Source organism: Micromonospora sp. NPDC000668 (assembly GCF_042897975.1).
In the GTDB taxonomy this organism is placed as follows: domain Bacteria; phylum Actinomycetota; class Actinomycetes; order Mycobacteriales; family Micromonosporaceae; genus Micromonospora.
Window position 1 is genome coordinate 305,935 of the sequence record NZ_JBIAYP010000001.1, and the last position, 17,480, is coordinate 323,414.

At 73.7% G+C, this 17,480-nt stretch carries 17 protein-coding genes; 5 read left to right on the plus strand and 12 right to left on the minus strand.

The window, feature by feature from the left end:
* Positions 1–8: 8 nt before the first annotated feature.
* From ACFY29_RS01415 to ACFY29_RS01445, 7 genes are read right to left on the minus strand one after another with little or no spacing between them, the layout of a single operon-like run.
* Positions 9–572 carry a hypothetical protein gene (locus tag ACFY29_RS01415; RefSeq protein WP_386982397.1) on the minus strand — a complete coding sequence of 188 codons (564 nt, stop codon included), beginning with the start codon at positions 570–572 and terminating at the stop codon, positions 9–11.
* 21 nt (positions 573–593) lie between these two features.
* Positions 594–1,787: an ABC transporter permease gene (locus ACFY29_RS01420; RefSeq protein ID WP_386982400.1), complete on the minus strand. Its 1,194-nt coding sequence runs from the start codon at positions 1,785–1,787 to the stop codon at positions 594–596.
* Positions 1,784–2,521 (minus strand): ABC transporter ATP-binding protein, encoded by a 738-nt coding sequence (locus ACFY29_RS01425; RefSeq protein ID WP_386982403.1) that lies wholly within the window; start codon positions 2,519–2,521, stop codon positions 1,784–1,786. The genes ACFY29_RS01420 and ACFY29_RS01425 overlap by 4 nt, the downstream gene beginning before the upstream one ends.
* Complete coding sequence (locus tag ACFY29_RS01430) at positions 2,521–3,762, minus strand: efflux RND transporter periplasmic adaptor subunit (RefSeq protein WP_386982405.1); 1,242 nt, start codon at positions 3,760–3,762, stop codon at positions 2,521–2,523. The genes ACFY29_RS01425 and ACFY29_RS01430 overlap by 1 nt, the downstream gene beginning before the upstream one ends.
* A 46-nt stretch (positions 3,763–3,808) precedes the next feature.
* Positions 3,809–5,371 carry a sensor histidine kinase gene (locus ACFY29_RS01435; protein WP_386982408.1) on the minus strand — a complete coding sequence of 521 codons (1,563 nt, stop codon included), beginning with the start codon at positions 5,369–5,371 and terminating at the stop codon, positions 3,809–3,811.
* The gene (locus ACFY29_RS01440) at positions 5,368–6,132 is read right to left on the minus strand and encodes a response regulator transcription factor (RefSeq protein ID WP_386982411.1); all 765 of its coding nucleotides are present in this window, start codon (positions 6,130–6,132) and stop codon (positions 5,368–5,370) included. Before ACFY29_RS01440 ends, ACFY29_RS01435 begins: the two co-directional genes overlap by 4 nt.
* A 58-nt stretch (positions 6,133–6,190) precedes the next feature.
* Positions 6,191–7,492 (minus strand): efflux RND transporter periplasmic adaptor subunit, encoded by a 1,302-nt coding sequence (locus tag ACFY29_RS01445; RefSeq protein ID WP_386982414.1) that lies wholly within the window; start codon positions 7,490–7,492, stop codon positions 6,191–6,193.
* Positions 7,493–7,712: 220 nt separating this feature from the next.
* Between ACFY29_RS01445 and ACFY29_RS01450 the strand changes: the two genes are divergently transcribed.
* Together ACFY29_RS01450 and ACFY29_RS01455 are read left to right on the plus strand one after the other, a co-directional pair.
* Positions 7,713–8,342: a hypothetical protein gene (locus tag ACFY29_RS01450; RefSeq protein WP_386982417.1), complete on the plus strand. Its 630-nt coding sequence runs from the start codon at positions 7,713–7,715 to the stop codon at positions 8,340–8,342.
* A 175-nt stretch (positions 8,343–8,517) separates the two neighbouring features.
* A complete protein-coding gene (locus tag ACFY29_RS01455) occupies positions 8,518–8,949 on the plus strand; it encodes a Rieske (2Fe-2S) protein (RefSeq protein ID WP_386982420.1) in 432 nt (143 codons plus the stop codon).
* 13 nt (positions 8,950–8,962) lie between these two features.
* On the opposite strand, the gene ACFY29_RS01460 is transcribed toward ACFY29_RS01455, so the two are convergent.
* The 4 genes from ACFY29_RS01460 to ACFY29_RS01475 all read right to left on the minus strand — a co-directional run bounded on the left by ACFY29_RS01460 (position 8,963) and on the right by ACFY29_RS01475 (position 14,259).
* Positions 8,963–11,878, minus strand: a complete 2,916-nt coding sequence (locus ACFY29_RS01460; RefSeq protein ID WP_386982423.1) for an Hsp70 family protein — start codon at positions 11,876–11,878, stop codon at positions 8,963–8,965.
* Between the two features lie 103 nt (positions 11,879–11,981).
* Positions 11,982–12,275: a hypothetical protein gene (locus ACFY29_RS01465; protein ID WP_355606950.1), complete on the minus strand. Its 294-nt coding sequence runs from the start codon at positions 12,273–12,275 to the stop codon at positions 11,982–11,984.
* A 232-nt stretch (positions 12,276–12,507) separates the two neighbouring features.
* Entirely contained in the window at positions 12,508–13,050 is a 543-nt protein-coding gene (locus tag ACFY29_RS01470) for a GNAT family N-acetyltransferase (protein WP_386982426.1), read from the minus strand.
* A gap of 9 nt (positions 13,051–13,059) precedes the next feature.
* The gene (locus tag ACFY29_RS01475) at positions 13,060–14,259 is read right to left on the minus strand and encodes a helix-turn-helix domain-containing protein (protein WP_386982429.1); all 1,200 of its coding nucleotides are present in this window, start codon (positions 14,257–14,259) and stop codon (positions 13,060–13,062) included.
* Between the two features lie 300 nt (positions 14,260–14,559).
* Here ACFY29_RS01475 and ACFY29_RS01480 point away from each other — a divergent pair, with 300 nt between their 5' ends.
* On the plus strand, positions 14,560–14,805 hold the full coding sequence (locus tag ACFY29_RS01480; protein WP_386982432.1) for a hypothetical protein: 246 nt from the start codon (positions 14,560–14,562) through the stop codon (positions 14,803–14,805).
* Positions 14,806–15,075: 270 nt separating this feature from the next.
* Here ACFY29_RS01480 and ACFY29_RS01485 read toward each other — a convergent pair whose 3' ends face one another.
* Positions 15,076–15,600, minus strand: a complete 525-nt coding sequence (locus ACFY29_RS01485) for a DinB family protein (RefSeq protein ID WP_386982435.1) — start codon at positions 15,598–15,600, stop codon at positions 15,076–15,078.
* 164 nt (positions 15,601–15,764) lie between these two features.
* Here ACFY29_RS01485 and ACFY29_RS01490 point away from each other — a divergent pair, with 164 nt between their 5' ends.
* Positions 15,765–16,457 (plus strand): response regulator transcription factor, encoded by a 693-nt coding sequence (locus ACFY29_RS01490; protein ID WP_386982438.1) that lies wholly within the window; start codon positions 15,765–15,767, stop codon positions 16,455–16,457.
* Positions 16,450–17,463, plus strand: a complete 1,014-nt coding sequence (locus ACFY29_RS01495) for a sensor histidine kinase (RefSeq protein ID WP_386982441.1) — start codon at positions 16,450–16,452, stop codon at positions 17,461–17,463. Before ACFY29_RS01490 ends, ACFY29_RS01495 begins: the two co-directional genes overlap by 8 nt.
* The last annotated feature ends 17 nt before the right edge of the window (positions 17,464–17,480 follow it).

Here is a 17,480-nt window from a genome sequence, read left to right on the forward strand (position 1 = left end):
AGCGCCGGTCAGCCCCCGGCGGTGACCGCGGTGGCGGTGACCGTGCCGTCGGTCGCCGGGCCACCCTGCACGGTGACGCTCTGTCCGGCCTTGAGGCCGCTCAGCTTGCTGGCCTTGGTGGTGCGGACCTCGGTCTCGTCGGTGGTGCGCACGGTGACCACGGTGCCGTCGGCGGTCTCCAGGTAGAGCGTTCCGCCGTCGACCAGCTTCACCTTCCCGTTGGTGGTCGCCGGCGCGGTCGCGCCACCGGTCTCACCCGTGCCGCTCGGCCCGGCGCCGCTCTGGCCACGCCCGCCGGCGCCCGGGAAGGCGGTGGGAACACCACCCGGGAAGCCGGCCCGCCCCGAGCCGGCGGTGCTCGACGACTCACCCCAGCGTTGCTGCACGTGAACCCCGCCCAGGAAACCGGCCAGCACCAGCACGAGCGCGCCGAGCGCCAGGGTTGCCCGGTTCCACCAGCGGCGCGGCGCCGCTGCGGCGAGCGCGGCGGTCAGGTCGCGATCCGGGGCCCCCGCCGAGGCCGCCGGGTGGTCGTCCACCCGGTCGAAGATGACGGTGTCGCTGCTGTCCATGTCAGTTCCTCGCAAGTCGGCCTACTCGTAGCGCAGGGCGTCGATGGGGCGCAGCCGGGCCGCCCGGGCCGCCGGAAGGCCGCCGAAGAACAGGCCGATCGCGACCGAGACCCCGAGGGCCAGCCCCACCGAGCTGGGCACGACCACCGGGTGGACGCCGACGATGGTGAACCGGGCACCGATCAGCGCCGCCGCCACCCCGAGCGCCCCACCGAGCAGGCTCAGCAGGGTCGCCTCCACCAGGAACTGGGTGAGCACGGTACGCCGGCGTGCCCCGAGCGCCTTGCGGATGCCGATCTCCCGGGTCCGCTCGGTCACCGTCACCAACATGATGTTGGTGATGCCGATGCCGCCGACCAGCAGGCTGATCGCGGCCACCGCGCCCAGCAGCACGGTGAACGTGTCGGCGGTCTCGGACTGGGTCTGCAACAGCTGCGCGGCGTTCTGGATCCGGTACGGGGTGCTGCCCGAGGTGGACGCCGGCAGGCGCTGGGCGAGCACGGTGGAGATCTGCCCCTGCGCCGCCGACACCCGGTCCGGATCGCTCGCCTCCACCAGGATCGAGCTGAGCGGCCCGTACCCGGTGAGCACCTCACGTACCGCCCGCAGCGGAGCGATCGCGGTGTCGTTGGCGTCCTGGAAGCCGGTCGAGGACTTCTCCGCCAACACCCCGACCACGGTGAACAGCGCGCCGCCCACGGTCACCTGCCGACCCACCGGGTCCAATCCGGCGAACAGCTCGTCTGCCACGGTCCGACCGAGCACCACCACCCGGCGGCCCTGCGCCTCGTCGTCGGCGCTGAACGCGGTGCCGCTGGCCACCGGCGAGTTGGCCACGGTGAACCAGCTCGGCCGGGTGCCGACGAACTGCGGCACCTCGTGGTCGGCCCCCTCGAAGGTCAGGGTGGCGCTGGTGGTGGCCAGCGGGGAGACCGACCGTACATCGGGCGCGAGCACCGGGTCGGCGAGCGCGTCGGCGACCTGGAGGGTCAGCCCGCCGGCGCTGCCGCCCCGGTTGGTGCCGGTCACGGTCAGCGTGTTGGTGCCCAGCGCCTCGATCCGGTCGGTGATCGCCTGGGCAGAGCCGTTGCCGACGGCGACCAGCAGGATCACCGCGGCGACGCCGATCAGGATGCCCAACATGGTCAGCGCCGAACGCAGCTTGTTGGCGGCCACGCCGCGCAGCGCGAACCGGACGGTCTCGGCGAGGTTCATCGGCCAGACCCCGCCGTCGTATGCCGCCCGCCCTGCCGGACGTCCGAGCGGACCTGCCCGTCGAGCAGCCGGATCAGACGTCCGGCCCGGGCACCCACCTCCGGCTCGTGGGTGATCAGCACGATGGTCCGGCCGGCCGCGTTGAGCTGGTCGAGGACGGCCAGGATGTCCTCGGTGGACTGGCTGTCCAGGTTGCCGGTCGGTTCGTCAGCCAGCACCAGTGCCGGCTCGGTGACCAGCGCCCGGGCCACCGCGACCCGCTGCTGCTGGCCACCGGAGAGCTGGTTGGGCTGGTGGTTCGCGCGATCGGCCAGTCCCACGGCGTCCAGCGCGGCGAGCGCCCGCTGCCGCCGCTGGCCGGCCCGCACCCCGGCGTACGCCAGTGGCAACTCGACGTTGGCCAGCGCGCTGGTCCGCGGAATCAGGTTGAACGCCTGGAAGACAAAGCCGATGAGCCGGTTGCGGACCAGGGCGAGCTGACGGTCGGCGAGGCGGCCGACGTCCACCCCGTCCAGCAGGTACTGCCCGCCGGAGGGCACGTCGAGGCAGCCGAGGATGTTCATCAGGGTCGACTTGCCGGAGCCGGAGGAGCCCATGATGGCCACATAGTCGCCAGCGGTGACGGCCAGCGAGACCCCGCGCAGGGCGTGCACCGCGGCCGGGCCCTCGCCGTACACCTTGGTCAGCATCCGGACGTCCAGGACCGGTCGGCGTGACACGTTTCCCGACGTCATCAGCGGGTTCCGTTCCCGCCCCGAGCACCGCCGCCGGTGACGCCGCCCCCGCCGGGGAGCCCACCGCCCGGGAAGCCACCGCCACCCGGCAGGCCGCCCCCGCCGGGGAGGCCACCGCCGGCGCTGCCCGTGCTGCTGCCCTCCGGCAGCACCACCCGCTCCCCCTCGGTCAGCCCCGAGGTGACCTCGTACGCCTGGTCGCCGGCGAGCCCCACGGTGACCCGCCGGCTCTCCGACCCCGTGTCAGTGACCACCGTGACGGTGCGCCGGTCGCCGGTGCCGCTGACCGCTGCCGAGGTGACCAACAGGACGTCCGCAGCGGTGCCGGTGACCACGGCGACCCGCACGGTCTGCCCCGGCTTCGCGCCGGCCGGCAGCTTGTCGACGCTGACCGTGACCCCGTAGGTGACCACGTTGTTGGCGGTGGTGGCCTGCGGATCGACCGCGACGACCTTGCCACCGGCCTCGGCCCCCTGCAACGCGTTCCACGTGATGGTGGCCGCCTGGCCGTCCTTGAGCCGGGTCGCGTCCGCCTCGGCGAAGCCGGCGGTGACCTGCAGCTTTGTCAGGTCGGCCAGCTCGACGAACCCGCTGGAGGTGGTGGACCCGGAGCTGGTGGCGCCGGTCGACCCGCTGCCGCCCTGCTGCGCGGTGGAGGAGCCCCCGGTCGAGCCGCCGCCGGTGGCGGACCCTCCGGAGGAGCTGCCCACGGTGCCGTTGACGGCGACCACCGTGCCGGCCATCGGCGCGGTCAGCCGGGTGCCGCTCACGGCGGCCTGCGCCTCGTCCACCGCCAGCTCGGCCTGGGTGACCGAGTTCTCCGCCGACGAGGTGTCCGAACCGGCCTCCTCGGCGCGGTCCAGGGCGTCCCGCGCGGCCGTCAGGTCCGCCTTCGCCACGTCGAGGTCGCGTTGCGCGGCTGCCGGGTCGACGGTGGCCAGCAGTTGGCCCTTCTTCACCCGGTCGCCGACCCGCACCGGGATCGCGGTGACGGTGCCGGCGGTGGCGAAGCTGGCGCTGGCCGTCGAGGCGCTGCGCACCGAGCCGTCGGCGGTGACGGTGGCGGTCACGGTGCCCCTGGACACACTGACGGTCCGGGTGCCGGTGGGCCTGGCATCCGCCGTCGAATCGCCGCGCACCGACAGCCAGGCCCAGCAGCCGCCGCTGGCCAGCAGCAGGACCAGGGCGGCGTTGACCGCGACGGGGGGCCGGCGCAGGACGGCCGGCAGGCGCACTCGCATGCCGGTCAGCCTCGTCGGCACGGCTGGGAGGATCTTCGGCGCAAGCTCAGAGCTGGCTCGGAATGGGTGCCGCCGGATCGTCGCCCGGCGGGGCTGGTTGCCGGGGTACGGCGGGCAACAGCACCCGGAAGGTCGTCCCCGACCCCGTCCCGGTGTCCAGCTCGATCCACCCGCCGTGCGCGTGCACGATCGACGCGGCGATGGACAACCCCAGACCGGAGCCGCCCCCGCTGCCCCGGCCCCGGCTCGGGTCGGCCCGGTACAGCCGCTCGAAGACCCGACCGGCGTGCTCGGCGGGGATACCCGGCCCGTCGTCGTGCACCTCCAGCACGGCGAACCCGTCGGCGGTCGGCGCGGGGACCGGCCCCGAGCGGACCATCGGCCCGGCCGTCGGGGCGACCAGCCGGCCGACCCGGACGGTCACTCGGGCTGCGGGCCCGGTGTGCTGCACCGCGTTGCCGACCAGGTTCGCGGCGACCTGGCGCAGCCGGTGCTCGTCGCCGAGCACGGTCGGCGTCTCGAAGGTCGGGTCGTGCTCGGCGAGCGTGCTCAGCCGCACCGGCCGGCCCGGCGTACGGGCGTGCGCATCCCGGATGGTGTCGGCGGCGATCTCCAGCAGGTCCACCGGACGTAGCGTCGGCGTGCGCTGCCGGTCGAGTCGGGCGAGCAGGAGCAGGTCCTCCACCAGTACGCCCATCCGGGCCGCCTCGCTCTCGATCCGACCCATCGTCTCGTCCAGCGCGGGACCGGGTGGGGTGCCGCCGCGCCGGTACAGCTCGGCGAAGCCGCGGATCGAGGTCAGCGGCGTCCGCAGCTCGTGCGACGCGTCGGCGACGAACTGCCGCAGCCGGCGCTCGGAGGCCGCGCGGGCGCTCATCTCGGTGCCGATCCGTTCCAGCATCAGGTTCACCGCGGCACCCAGCCGACCCGGCTCGGTGTGCGGATCGGTGTCGTCCACTCGACGGGTCAGGTCGCCGCCGGTGATGCCGGCGACGACCTGCTCCATCCGGGTCAGCGGGCGCAGCCCGAGCCGCACCACCGAAGCGGCCAGCAGCCCGAGGCCGAGCAGCACTCCGCCGGTGACCGTGACGTCGATGAGCAGCAACCGGTCGGCGGTCTGGGTCACCTCGGCCAGGGAGGCGCCGACCACCACGACCCCGCCGGTCCCGCCCGCCGGCACGGCGAGCAGCCGCCAGTCCGCGCCGCCGTGGTCGCCGGAGACGGTGTACGGCCGGCCGGCGCGGGCGCGGGCGGTCACCTCGGCCAGCGATCCCGGGTCCGGTGCCGCCGCACTGGGGGCGCTGCTGTGCTCGGCGTCGCGGGTGCCGTCGGCGCGGTAGAACAGGACGAGCTGGTCCGGACCGAGCCGGGCGATCCGTCCGACCAGGGCACCGGGTGGACCGGCGCCCGGGCGGGGCTCGCCGGTGAACGGGCGGACCTGTACGGCGAGTTGCTCGTCGACCCGGTCCACCAGGTAGCTGCGCAGCAGCAGCAGGCCGGCGGCGTTCGCCCCGAGCAGGGCCAGCGTGGCGAGCGCCCCGACGACCAGGACCAGTCGGGACCGCAGCGTCCAGTGCGGCCACGGGCGCACCCGGGGCAGGCGGCTCACTCGTTGCCGCGCGGCGTCCGCAGCGTGTAGCCCACCCCGCGCACGGTGTGGATCAGCGGTGGACCGGACCGGTCGACCTTGCGCCGCAGGTAGTAGACGTACGACTCGACGATCCGCCCGTCGCCGCCGAAGTCGTAGTTCCAGACCCGGTCCAGGATCTGCGCCTTGCTGACCACCCGGCCGGCGTTGAGCAGCAGGTAGCGCAGCAGCCGGAACTCGGTGGGCGACAGGTCTACCGGCCGCCCGCCCCGGCGTACCTCGTGGGCGTCGTCGTCCAACTCCAGGTCGGCGTAGCGCAGCAGCCGGGTGTCCGGGGTCGGCGGCAGCTCCGATCGGGTACGCCGCAGGATCGCCCGGATCCGCAGCACCACCTCCTCCAGGCTGAACGGCTTGGCCACGTAGTCGTCCGCACCGGCCACCAACCCGGCGACCCGATCCTCGACGGTGTCCCGGGCGGTGAGGAAGAGCACCGGCACCGGCCGGCCGGCGGCGCGCAGACGCCGGGCCACCTCGAAGCCGTCCAGGTCGGGCAGCATCACGTCGAGGATGACCAGGTCCGGAGCGAACTCCTCCACGGCGGCCAGCGCGGCCCGCCCGGATCCCGCCACCCGCACGTCGTACGCGACGAGCCGCAGTGTGGCGGCCAGCAGGGTGGAGATGTTTGGCTCGTCGTCGACCACCAGGAGGCGGGCGCTTGTGGACTCACCCTCGGCGGTCGGGGCGGGGCTGGCCGTGGGCGGCCGGAGGACGTTGGTATGCACTGGCACTGCGTACCGGACCGGGCTCGACATTCGCTGTGCTGAACCTGTGCACCGGCTGTCACCAGGAGCGCAGCACCAGCTCACCGGCGGCGATCCCGGAGGTTATCTCGGTGTACTGGCCGCCGCGCAGCCCGACGGTGACGGTGCGGGCCGGCCCGCCGTCGGCTGGCAGCACGCTGCCGGTGCGGTCGGCGCCGTCGTGCACGGCGGTGGATGGCACGCGCAGCGCGTCCGGTACGGCACCGGTCTGCACCGTCACGGCGGCGCTCTGCCCGACCAGCAGGTTCTCCGGGGCGGTGGTGAAGGACAGCACCACGCCGTAGCGGACCATCGTGCCGTCGGCGGTGCCGACCGGGTCGACCTGCACCACGGTCGCCGCGAACGTCTGCTCCGGCCGGTCGGCCAGGGCCAATGTCGCGCTCTGCCCGACCGCGAGCGCGCCGGCGTCGGCCTCCGGGAACTTCGCCACCACCTGCATGGCGTACGTGTCGGCCAGGGTGATGAAGGTGGCACCGCGGCCTACCTGGCTGCCCACGGGCCCGGCAACGGAGAGCACGGTGCCAGCCATCGGCGCGGTGATGGTGGCGCCGTCGAGGGCCTCCTGCGCCTCGGTGAGGGCGGCCTCGGCCTGGTTGACCCGGCGCTGGGCGGCCAGGATCGGGTCGGTGCCCCGGGCGGTGGTTCCGGCGTCCCCGCCGCAGTCCGCGCCGCTCTGCCCAGGGGCGGCCGGCGTCCGGGATGCCCCCGATCCGCCGGCGGCGGTCGGCACGGGACCTCCGGGCGTACGGCTCGGCGCGGCGGAGTTCGCGGTGGGTCGGGGCGTTGGGCTGCTGCCGGGGGTGGGTGTGCCGGTGGCCGGCGTCGCCTCGGGCGTGCCGGTGGGCTGCGGCGAGCGCCAGACCACCGGTCGTACCCCGGAACCGGTGCCGGTCTGGCAGCTCGCCGCCGGGTCGTCGGCCTCGTCCCAGGCCTTGGTCAGCGCGTCCCGCGCCTCGGCCAGGTCGGTCTCGGCATCCTGGACGGTGTCCGCCGCGTCGGCAGCGTCGGCGTCGGCGACCGCCGCGAGCCGCTGGCCGACCTTGACCACGCTGCCCGGCCGGACGCTGACCGTCTGCACCGTGCCGGCGATGGTGAAGCCGAGGCTGCGGGTGGTGGCTGGCTGGACGGTGCCCGAGGTGGCCACCTCGACCGCGACCGGCCCCCGGTCGACGGCCACGGTCACCGGTCGGGCCGGCGCGTCCGCGGCGTCCGCGGTCCAGGCGCGCACGCCGGCCGCGCCAAGCAGCAGCAGGCCGGCAGCGCCGGCCGCCCACCACCGGGTCCGCCGGGTACGCCAGCGTCGCTTCAGGCCGATCCCCATGGTCGGGCAGTCTGCGCAGCGCGCCTCGCGGTCGGCTCGACCCCACCTCAGAGTTGGCTCGGAACCGGACACCGGCTCGGGTGCTCGCCCCGCGCAGAGCGGGCAACCGGTGGAGCCGGTGCCCTGGGTCGCTCCGAGGGAACTCCGAGCCAGGTCCGAGCCGCCGACGAGGTACGGCCGGTTCGCTGAGCAACTACCGGATGAGGCGTGAGGAGCACCCGTGCCGTTGACCAAGAGGCGCCGTCGGCTGGCGGCCGTACTGACCGCCGCCGCCTCGGCAGTCCTGCTGCTGGCGGCCTGCGGCGGCGGGTCGGACGACGAATCGACCGACGCGAACGGGGTGGGAAGCTCCTTCACGGCGTACCAGGACTGCCTGCGGGACAACGGCGTGGCGTTGCCGACGATGGATCCGTCCCGCGTTCCCGGCGGCGCGCGCGGCACCGCCCGCCCGTCGGGCTTCCCGACCGCCCGCCCGTCAGGCATGCCGACCGACCGCCCGTCGGGCTTCCCGACCGCCCGGCCGTCGGGCAGCGCAGACCCGTCGCGGGGCGCGGGGCGCGGCTTCCCGGGCGGCGCTCGGCCGGAGGGGGTCGACGAACAGACCTGGCAGAAGGCGCAGCAGGCGTGTGCGTCGGTGCGGCCCAGCGGCCCGCCGGGCGGCTTCGGCGGCCCGGACGCGTCCGGCGCGCCGGGCGCACGACCGGGCGGATCGGGCGACGGGCGGTCCACCGCCTACCGCACCTGCCTGAGCGACCGCGGCCTGGATCCGGACCGGCTCGACGACAGCGACCCGAAGACCCGCGAGGCGTTGACCGCCTGCGCGGTACTCAGCCCGTCCCCGAGGACCTGACCACCACCGCGCCGGTCGCGCCCAGCCAACATTCAGCTCGGTCGCATCGCGCGTCCAGCGAGGTGGGGCAGGCTGGTCCGGCGAGCCACCGGGCCCGTCCGGATGCGCCATCCCGACCACGTGGCGGCGCACCCCGACGTCGGCGGTCCGGTCCGCCGACCGAGAGGTGACGACGGTGTACGACGGGCAGGATTTCCTCCGCGACAATCGCTGGTGCCTGAGCCGGCGCACACTGCTGACCGGGGCCGGTGCGGTCGGCGCGGCCGGGCTGCTCAGCGCCTGCGGTGCCGGCGACCCTCCGACCGGTCAGACGGCCGCCGAGCCCGGCACCGTGCTGACCCGTACCAGCGACGTGCCGGTCGGCGGCGGCACGATCGTCGGCGGCGTGCTGGTCGTCCAGCCCGAGGCCGGCACCTTCACGGCGTACGACGCGACCTGCCCGCACCAGGGCGTACGGGTCGGCGCTCCCCGCGACGGGGTGATCACCTGCCCTGCCCACAACTCCACCTTCTCGGCCACCGACGGCGCCCGCCTGGGCGGCCCCGCCACCCGCGGGCTCACCGAAATCCCCGTCCGGGTGGACGGCACCGACATCCTCCGCGCCTGAAGATCGCGGGCGGTCACTCGTCGGCGAAGCTGTACAGCACGAAGTCCTTGTCCGCACCGCAGGCGATCACACGGGTGTTCCAAGAACACGACGCGCTGCGGACCTCCTGGAGCTCGCCCAGCTCGTCGACCTCGCCTGACTTCGCCCACACACCTGCCAGGACGCGGTTGTCCGCCACCGTGCTGGGCGCCTTGGCGAAGACCAGCAGGTTGCCCTCGTCCAGCCGGGCCGCCACGCCGCGGCGGTCGCGCAGCACCGGCTTTCCGGCGGCGTCGAAGAGGGTGACCGTCGACTCCGGGCTGTCCCGCTGGGCGAGCAGTCGGGTGCCGAGTGGGACCAGGTCGGTCACGCCCGGCGCCGACCAGTGGATCGCCTGCTTGCCCTCGGTCGCCGCCACCACCTCGGTGCGCTCGGCGTCGCTGTTCGGCACCTCCAGCAGGCACGCCCGCCGCTCGCCGCAGGCCACCAGCTCCTTCGGCCGGTTCTGGTCGTTCCCGGCCCGGTAGAGCACCACCGGCTCCGCGTCGGAGCCCAGGTCGTACGCCAGCAGTTGGTACCCGCCCTCGTTGGCGGCCACGTAGAGCCGGTCCTCGTGCGCCACGACCAGGTCGTCGAGGTCGGCGACGCTGCCCCACTGGCGCAGCACATTGCCGGAGGACATGTCGAGCAGCCGCACGGACCGGTCCGCCCCGACCTGCACCAGTCGACGCCCCTTGCCCGTCCACGGGTTGCGGGGCGCGCCGTCGAGGAAGGCCGGCCCGCCGGCCGCCTGATCGGTGCCCACCGGCCGGACGACGGTGCGACTGCCGCCGTACCGGTCACCGGGGTTGGCCTGGATCCACTTCTCGTTGCCGTTGGTCAGCCGCAGGCCGACCAGCCGGCCGCCGGCCCGGTCCACCAGCACCGCCACGTCGTCGGCGAAGTACACGTCGTCGTCGCCACGGACCATCCGCGACCAGCGCTGTTCGCCTGAGCGACCGTCGAGAATGGCCAGCGCGCGAGGGGTGCTGTCGCCCGGGGCGTCGGCGAGGACCGCGACCGCCCCCGGGACGGCGACCAGCCCTTCCCAGTCGTCGGCGGTGACGTCGGTCGGCTCGCGCCACAGCTCATCGCCGGTGGCCGTGTCGACGGCCACCACCTCCAGCCGGTCGTCCGGCAGCGGGTACCCGAGGTAGGCCCGGTCGCCGAGCACCGCCGTCCACATGCCGGCCGGCCGCTCGGCGCCGGCCGCCGGCCGGGACAGCTCGCTTAGCGCCCGGAACTCCAGGTCCGGGTAGCGGTCACGGGTGAGGTAGAGGGTCGCCGCGGTGGCCACCCCGGCCAGGGCGAGCACCGCGCCGAGCACCACCCAGCGGGCCCGCCGCCAGCGCGTTCCGGTGGCCGGGGTGAGCGTCGACGGTGGGGGCGCCCCGGACCCGCCGACCAGGGTGGACGGTACGCCCGCCGGCCCGTGCACGGTCGGCGCCGGCGTCCCGGGCCAGCCCGGCCCGGCCGGCAGGGTCGAACCCGGCCCGGGCTGCGACGGCAGGGTCGGTGCGATCGGTCCGGCACCGGCCGGCACGGTCTGCGCGGCGGAACCTGCCCCGGCTGGCACGGTAGGTGCGGTGGAACCTGCCCCGTTCGCCACGGTCGGGGCGGGTGGGGCGGCGGGTGACGTCGGCGCGTACGGCGGTCCGGCCGGTGAGGTCGGCACCGGCGACGCGGACAGGCCCGCCGGAGCCTGAGCGGGTACGCCGACCGGGGCGGGCGAGGCGACGGGCGGTCCGGCGTACGCCGGCGCGGGCACCCCTCGGCGCAACGGCAGATCGGTCAGCGCGCCTTCGGCCACCGGCAACTCCGGCTGGTCCAGCACCGTCGGCGCCACCCCCAACTCGGCGTGCAGCATCCGGGCCACCAGCGGGATCCGCGACGATCCGCCGACCAGGAACAGCCCGGAGAGCTGATCGGGGCGGAGTCCAGCGGCGGCGATCACCTCCCGGGCCCGGTCCACCGCGCGGCGCAGCAGCGGCGTGGCCACGCGCTCGACGTCCGCCCGGGTCAGCCGCACCGCCTCGGCCACCCCGGGCACCGCGACCGGTGCCACGGTGGACCGGGACAGCGTCTCCTTGGCGCCCCGGACCTCGTCCCACAGCCGGATCTGGTCGCGACGCTGCGCCACATCCGTCGGCTGGATCAACCGGGCCCACTGCGCGGCGTGCCGGTCGCCGACCAGCTCGCCGACCCGCTGCATCAACGCCGCGTCAAGATCCAGGCCGCCGAGGTCGGGCAGGCCACCATCGGCGACCACGCTGAAGCCGGAGTCACCCCACGGGTCGGCGCCCTCGTTGCGCAGCACCGCGACGTCGAGCGTCCCGCCGCCGAAGTCGAACACCGCGATCGCGCCGCCGACCGGCACCGGCCGGTGCAACACCTGGGTGTAGTAGCGGGCGGCAGCCACCGGCTCACGCAGCAGCCGGGTGCCCGGCGGCGTCGGCCCGGCGAGGGTGTGCTCAGCCGCCTGCGGCCAGCCCGCCTGCATCAGCGCGTCGCCGAGCACCTGCCGCCGCGTCTCATCCCAGGCCGCCGGGCAGGTGACCACCGCCGGGGGCAGGAAGCCGACCGTGTTCACCGCGGCCCGCGCGACGGCTGCCAGCACCGCGGCGAGCAGTTCGGCCGGCGGGTACGAGCGGTCGCCGAGCAGTACGCCCGGCGCGTCCACCCGGCGCTTCGGGTTAGCCTCGAACCGGGCCGGGTCGGCCTGCGCCAGCCGCCGAGCGTCCCAACCGGCGTGCAGCGTGCCGTCCGGGTCGGCGTACACACCGGACGGACTGACCGGCTGACCGTCCATCAGCAGCGGACGCGTCCGCCCGTCCGGCCACCGCAGCACCGCCACCGTGTTGGACGTACCGAGGTCGACGCCGAGAGCGAAGCCCTCGTGCTGTCCTGCCATCTGCCCGATACCTCCGCCGCGACGAGGGGAACTCAGCCCCGCATCGTACGCAGCCGGCACGGCCGCCCTGATCACTCGGTCACGCGGATGACGTCGGAGCCCACTAATCGGTGGAGTAGGCCACCGAACGCCAAGCACCGAACGCCCACTCGAGGTCCGCGGCGTCCGCGCTGGCGAAGACCGTCTCCACGTACGTTCCGTCGCGGAAGTTGTAGCCATAGAGGGTGAACGCCGGGTCGCCGCTGTGGCGGTAGAGCCAGGCAGCCCTGTGACCGATCCCGTCGCAGCCGCCCTCACCTACCTTGCCTACTGGGTCCGGTGGCAACTCGGCGTCGAGCGAGGCGATGATGTCGGCGCCGTCGGCACACCGCCACTGGACGCCTGGCGAGACACGCACCATCCGACCCGACTCGCGCCAGGTCGCTGCTTTCTCTGTGGCACCCTGCTGCGTCCAAGGACCGATCAGCTCGATTGACCAGCCATCACCCAGAGACCTTCGCACCCCTCCAGTGTGATTACCAGCCGGCGTTCCGTCGATCGGTGGAAGCATGCGTACGGGCAACCAACTCATCGTCGAGCGATCAATCAGGTCTCGTCGATCAGCCCTGTACGGCAGGGCGGCACGGCCGTCAGTCGCCCTGAACTGGCACCGCCGGCAGGTCGAGTAGCAGCAGATCCATGGGGGTCCCATCCGGCAGCGGCGACCGGGCGACCTGCCGCCATCCGGCCCGCTCGTAGATGCGGCGCGCGGCAGCTCGCGGATCGGATGCCAGGGTGGCGTACCGCTCGGGTCGCCCGCCGAGCAGCCGGACCATCAGCCCGGAGCCGACACCATCGCCGCGTCGCTCAGGGGTGACGATCCACTCCATCACGGCGAGTTTGTCCGCGACCAGCACGTCGGCAGGCGGATCCTGGTCGCTGCGCAACCACCACCTACCGGCGGGCATCGTCCACCCGTACGCCGCTCCGATGAGCCTGCCGTCGTCCTCTGCCGCAACGAGGGTGAACCCGGGCCGGGTCGCTTCAGCAGGCAGACCATCCGCGAACCGGCTCACCTGCTCCGGCCCCTCTTCGTACGGAGGTTCGGCGTAGACGAGCGCGTACAGCTCGACCAGCGGAGAGAACAGGGGTGCGGCTGCGGTCCCGGCGCGGACGGTGTAGGTGACGGGCATCCCCGGATGCTAGGCGGTGACCCGCTCCACGAGCTCCGCGTAGACGGGACGGCGCCGTTCCGCTGTGGGCACCACGTCCGCCACCTGCCGGGCGACGGACCGCAGCAGCGCGTTGTGCTGGTCCACCGGCAGTCCGTCCAGCAGGTCCGCTGCCAGTCTGAGCCCGTCGGGTATGTGACCGCCCCGGATGAGGCACGCCGCTTGGTGCAGCTGCACCTGCGCCCGCAGCCGCGCCTGCGACTGCGGATACAGCTCCAACGCCCGCTCCTGCGCGGCCTCCGCATCGGCGAACCTGCCAGCGTGCGTGTACACCCACGACTCGGTGTGCCGCAGCCGATGCTCCGGCCACCCCCACAGCGACTCCACGTCACCGACCACCGCCGCGGGAAGCTGCTCGGCGAGGTCGGAGAGTTGCCGCACCGTCGCCATCGCCTCGGCGTGGCGTCCGGCGAGGGACAGGGCCTGTGCCCGCCCGGCCAGCAACCCACACGACGCTGGGGTGGCCTGCCCATGCAGCAGCGGCAGCACCTGATCCGACATTGCCACCACCTCGGCCGGGGGGCGACCGTCATAGCAGCCGTTGACGACATCCCAGGCCCGCACGAGTACCCGTACGTCGGGCTCACCGGACTCGTCGGCCACCTGCTGCGCGGTCAACCACCAGCGGCGAGCCATCAGTGCCTGCCCGGACGCGACCAGGCCAAGGGCGACGATCACGGACAGGCAGCCGGCGGCGCGCAGTAGGTGGGGTCGGCGGGCACCCGTGTCGGCGGCGATCTGGTGTTGCAGGACGATCAGATCTGCGCTGAGCTTGTCCATCAGCGTGTCGGAGGGCTGGCGGTAGTAGCCGAGCCCATAGCCAGCGACAATCTGCTCCCACTCGTCGTGGTCGACGTCCACGGCCGCACCCAATCCGTGGCGCAGTGCCTCCAGAGCGACCAGCGGGGAGGCCACTGGGGCTGCGGCGAGGGCGCCCATGGCTTGAATGACGGTGCGTCTGCGCATGTCGGTGTTGCCTGTCCGCTCCCGTTGGTACGCCTGAACCAGCGCACCACCCGCGCCCAGGGCGTCGTCGTAGGCGGCGACCACGGCGTCAGTGACTGGCCGGTCGCCGCGCTCGATCTGCCCGAGGTAGCCGAAGTCGTAGGCCACCTGGATGGCCATGGCGCGCAGCGACAACTTGCCGGCCTTGCGGTGCCGCCTGAGCATGTCACCGAAACCGTCCACATTCGCTCCCAGCGTGTGCGCTGCTGTGTGGGCCCACTGCTCACGGCTGCCGTTTGCCCAGCGTATCGGCAAGTCTGAACCTGTTGGCACACGATGCCGACGGAATGGCGCAGCACCTCGAAGACGGATGGTAAGGCTGCTGTCGCCGAGCTTCGGCGTGGCCACTGGCAGGACCCCTGCAATGCCGGCCGTCAAACACCCGTTCGCATACGGATCCGCCGGAACGTCCGGGCAACCGGATCGCCCGCAACCGGGGCCGCCACTACCTCCAAGGCGTCGAACATGATCGTGGAACTGGATGTACCCCGTGGCACCCGCCTACTCCTCTTGGCCGTTGAGAATCAGCCCAACCCGACCGCACGTGACGAACTGGTGTGGGCGGTGGCGGTATACCGCGACGCCACCGACGGGATGGTGCTGGTGCATGGCCACGTGTGCGGCGCCGAGGGTGAGTGCGCCCGGGGTTGGTGCTTCGAGGCGAAGGTGCTCGTGGCGGCGATCCGCGCGAACCTGGACGGCGCCCGGTGAGCGTGCCCACCCCGATGCAGGTCGCCGGATGGTGGCAAACCCTCGCCGAGCACCAGCAGCGTTACGGTCGATGCCCGCGCTGCGGAACTCGTGCCCGGTGTTGGCCCCCGGGCATCGGCTCTGGCCGAGCTGATCGCCCACGACGTGTACCACTTGGACGCCATCGCGCCTGTCGCACGGCAATCTCCCGGGGCAGCCCGACCGTCGGCACCGTAAAGACGGCCCACAGGTCTCGGCCAGGGTGACTGCCCAGCGATGGCGCTCAGACGGTCAAGCGGGCTGCGCACGCAGTAGCCGGAGCTGACCGATCTCCGCGACGTTCTTCATCAGCTCGGAGTTGACCCAAGCGATCATGTGCGTAACCGTGTGATCAGGGTCGTCCTGCCAGGGGAACGGCGCGGTTCCTTCGAGGTCGGCGTCGGTGAGGCGGTCGAGGAGACCCAGCCACTCGGTGCGCAGGTCCCGCAGCCAGGCGACTGTCGGCTCGCCCGCACCTGGCCACTCAACGTCCGTGCGCTGCCGTGGTGATTGCCCCCGAAGATGATCCATCGCTACGGTCCACCACCAGCCGATGTGCCACGTCAGCCAGCCGATCGTCGGTACCGGGATCGGGTCGGGTTCGGTGTCGGCCCAGTCGGGAGTCCAGCTGCCGTCGGAGCTACGCCGTACGGACCAGCAGAGCGTGGCCGGCTCCCAGAGGAAGTCCGCGGGTTCGAGTCGCTCCAGGTGGTACTCGAACAGCGACCACGTCAGGTCGAACTGCCAGCGCAGGAGGGTCAGGGGCGGTACGGGCATCCGGCGATTCTGTCGCGGCGCGGCACCCCCGTCGACAGGATAATCAGCAGCTTGCCGCTGGGGCCCGCTCCGGACGGGAAGGTCGGCCGGACGTAAGGGGATCGCAAGATCTGGGGAATCGTCGACCGCAGCGGTGCTGGCTAGGCTGGCCGGGGAGGTGGCCGGTGGCGCAGCGGGTGCTCGTGGTCGACGACGACCGGACCGTCAGCGACGTGGTCTGCCGCTACCTGGAGCACGCCGGCTACGACGTCAGCCACGTCGGGGACGGGCTGGCCGCCCTGGACGCCGTGCAGGACCGGGCGCCACACCTGGTGGTGCTCGATCTGATGCTGCCCGGGCTGGACGGGTTGCAGGTGTGCCGGCGGCTGCGGGAGCGGCCGGACGGCGTACCGATCATCATGCTGACCGCGCGCGGCGACGAGGCGGACCGGGTGCTCGGCCTGCAACTGGGCGCCGACGACTACCTGGGCAAACCGTTCTCCCCACGCGAGTTGGTGCTGCGCGTCGGTTCGGTGCTGCGCCGGGCCGGGGAGCCGGCCGGGCCTCCGGCCGAGCCGCTGGTCGACGCGGGCCTGGAGGTGGCCACGGGGCCTCGGGTCGCCCGCCTGCACGGCCGCGAGCTGGCTCTGACGCTGCGCGAGTTCGACCTGCTGGCACACCTGATGCGGCACCCGGCACGGGCGTTCCGCCGCACGGAGCTGCTGGAGCGGGTGTGGGGCTGGAACTTCGGCGACCAGTCCACCGTGACCGTCCACGTGCGGCGGTTGCGGGAGAAGATCGAGGACGACCCGGCCGAGCCCCGGCGGATCGTCACGGTCTGGGGCGTCGGCTACCGGTACGAGCCGACCGATGCGTGACCTGGCGCTGATCTTCGGCGCAGCGCTCGCCGCAGCACTCGGGGTCGGCCTGGTCGGCGCGCTGACCCTGCGGCTGCTGCGCGACCGGTCGATCACCGTGCACGTGTGCGTCCTGCTCGCCGTCACCGTGGCCGCCGTGGTGGCCGGAGTGGTGGTGGTCGCCCAGGCGATGTTCCTGTCCCCGCACGACCTCCAGGTCGTGCTGCTCACCGTTGCCGCTGCCGCGGTGGTGAGCCTCGCCGTCGGCTGGCATTTCGGGCGTCGGTTGGCCGTGGCGGCGGTCTGGGCGGACCAGGCCCGGGAGCGGGAGCGTCGGGTCGAGAAGGGTCGCCGGGACCTCGTCGCCTGGGTGTCACACGACCTGCGGACGCCGCTGGCCGGGCTGCGGGCGATGGCGGAGGCGTTGGAGGACCGGGTGGTCGACGACCCGGCGACGATTGCCGAGTACCACCGGCGGATCCGCGCGCAGACCGATCGGATGACTCGCCTGGTGGACGACCTGTTCGAGCTGTCCAGGATCAACGCCGGGGCGCTGCGGCTGACGCTGTCGGCGGTGCCGCTCGGCGAGGTGGTCTCCGATGCGCTGGCCAGCGCCGCACCGCTGGCCGAGGCCCGCCGGATCAGACTGGTGGCCGCCGAGTCGGGCTGGCCCACCGTGCTGGCGAGCGAGCCCGAGTTGGCCCGGGTGGTGGGCAACCTGCTGCTTAATGCGGTGCACTACACCCCCAGCGACGGCACCGTCCGGGTGGCCGCCGGGTGCGAACGCGACGCCGCCTGGCTGGCGGTCGCCGACACCTGCGGCGGCATCCCGGAGGACGACCTGCCCCGACTGTTCGACGTGGCGTTCCGGGGTGAGCCAGCCCGCACTCCCCGCTCGGGCGGGGAGGGCTCGGGCGGGCTGGGGTTGGCGATCGTCCGAGGGTTGGTCGAGGCGCACGGCGGTCGGGTGGACGTGCAGAACGTCGTCGGCGGCTGCCGCTTCGTGGTCCGCCTACCGGCGGCGTGACCTGCGTCGAGCGGCCG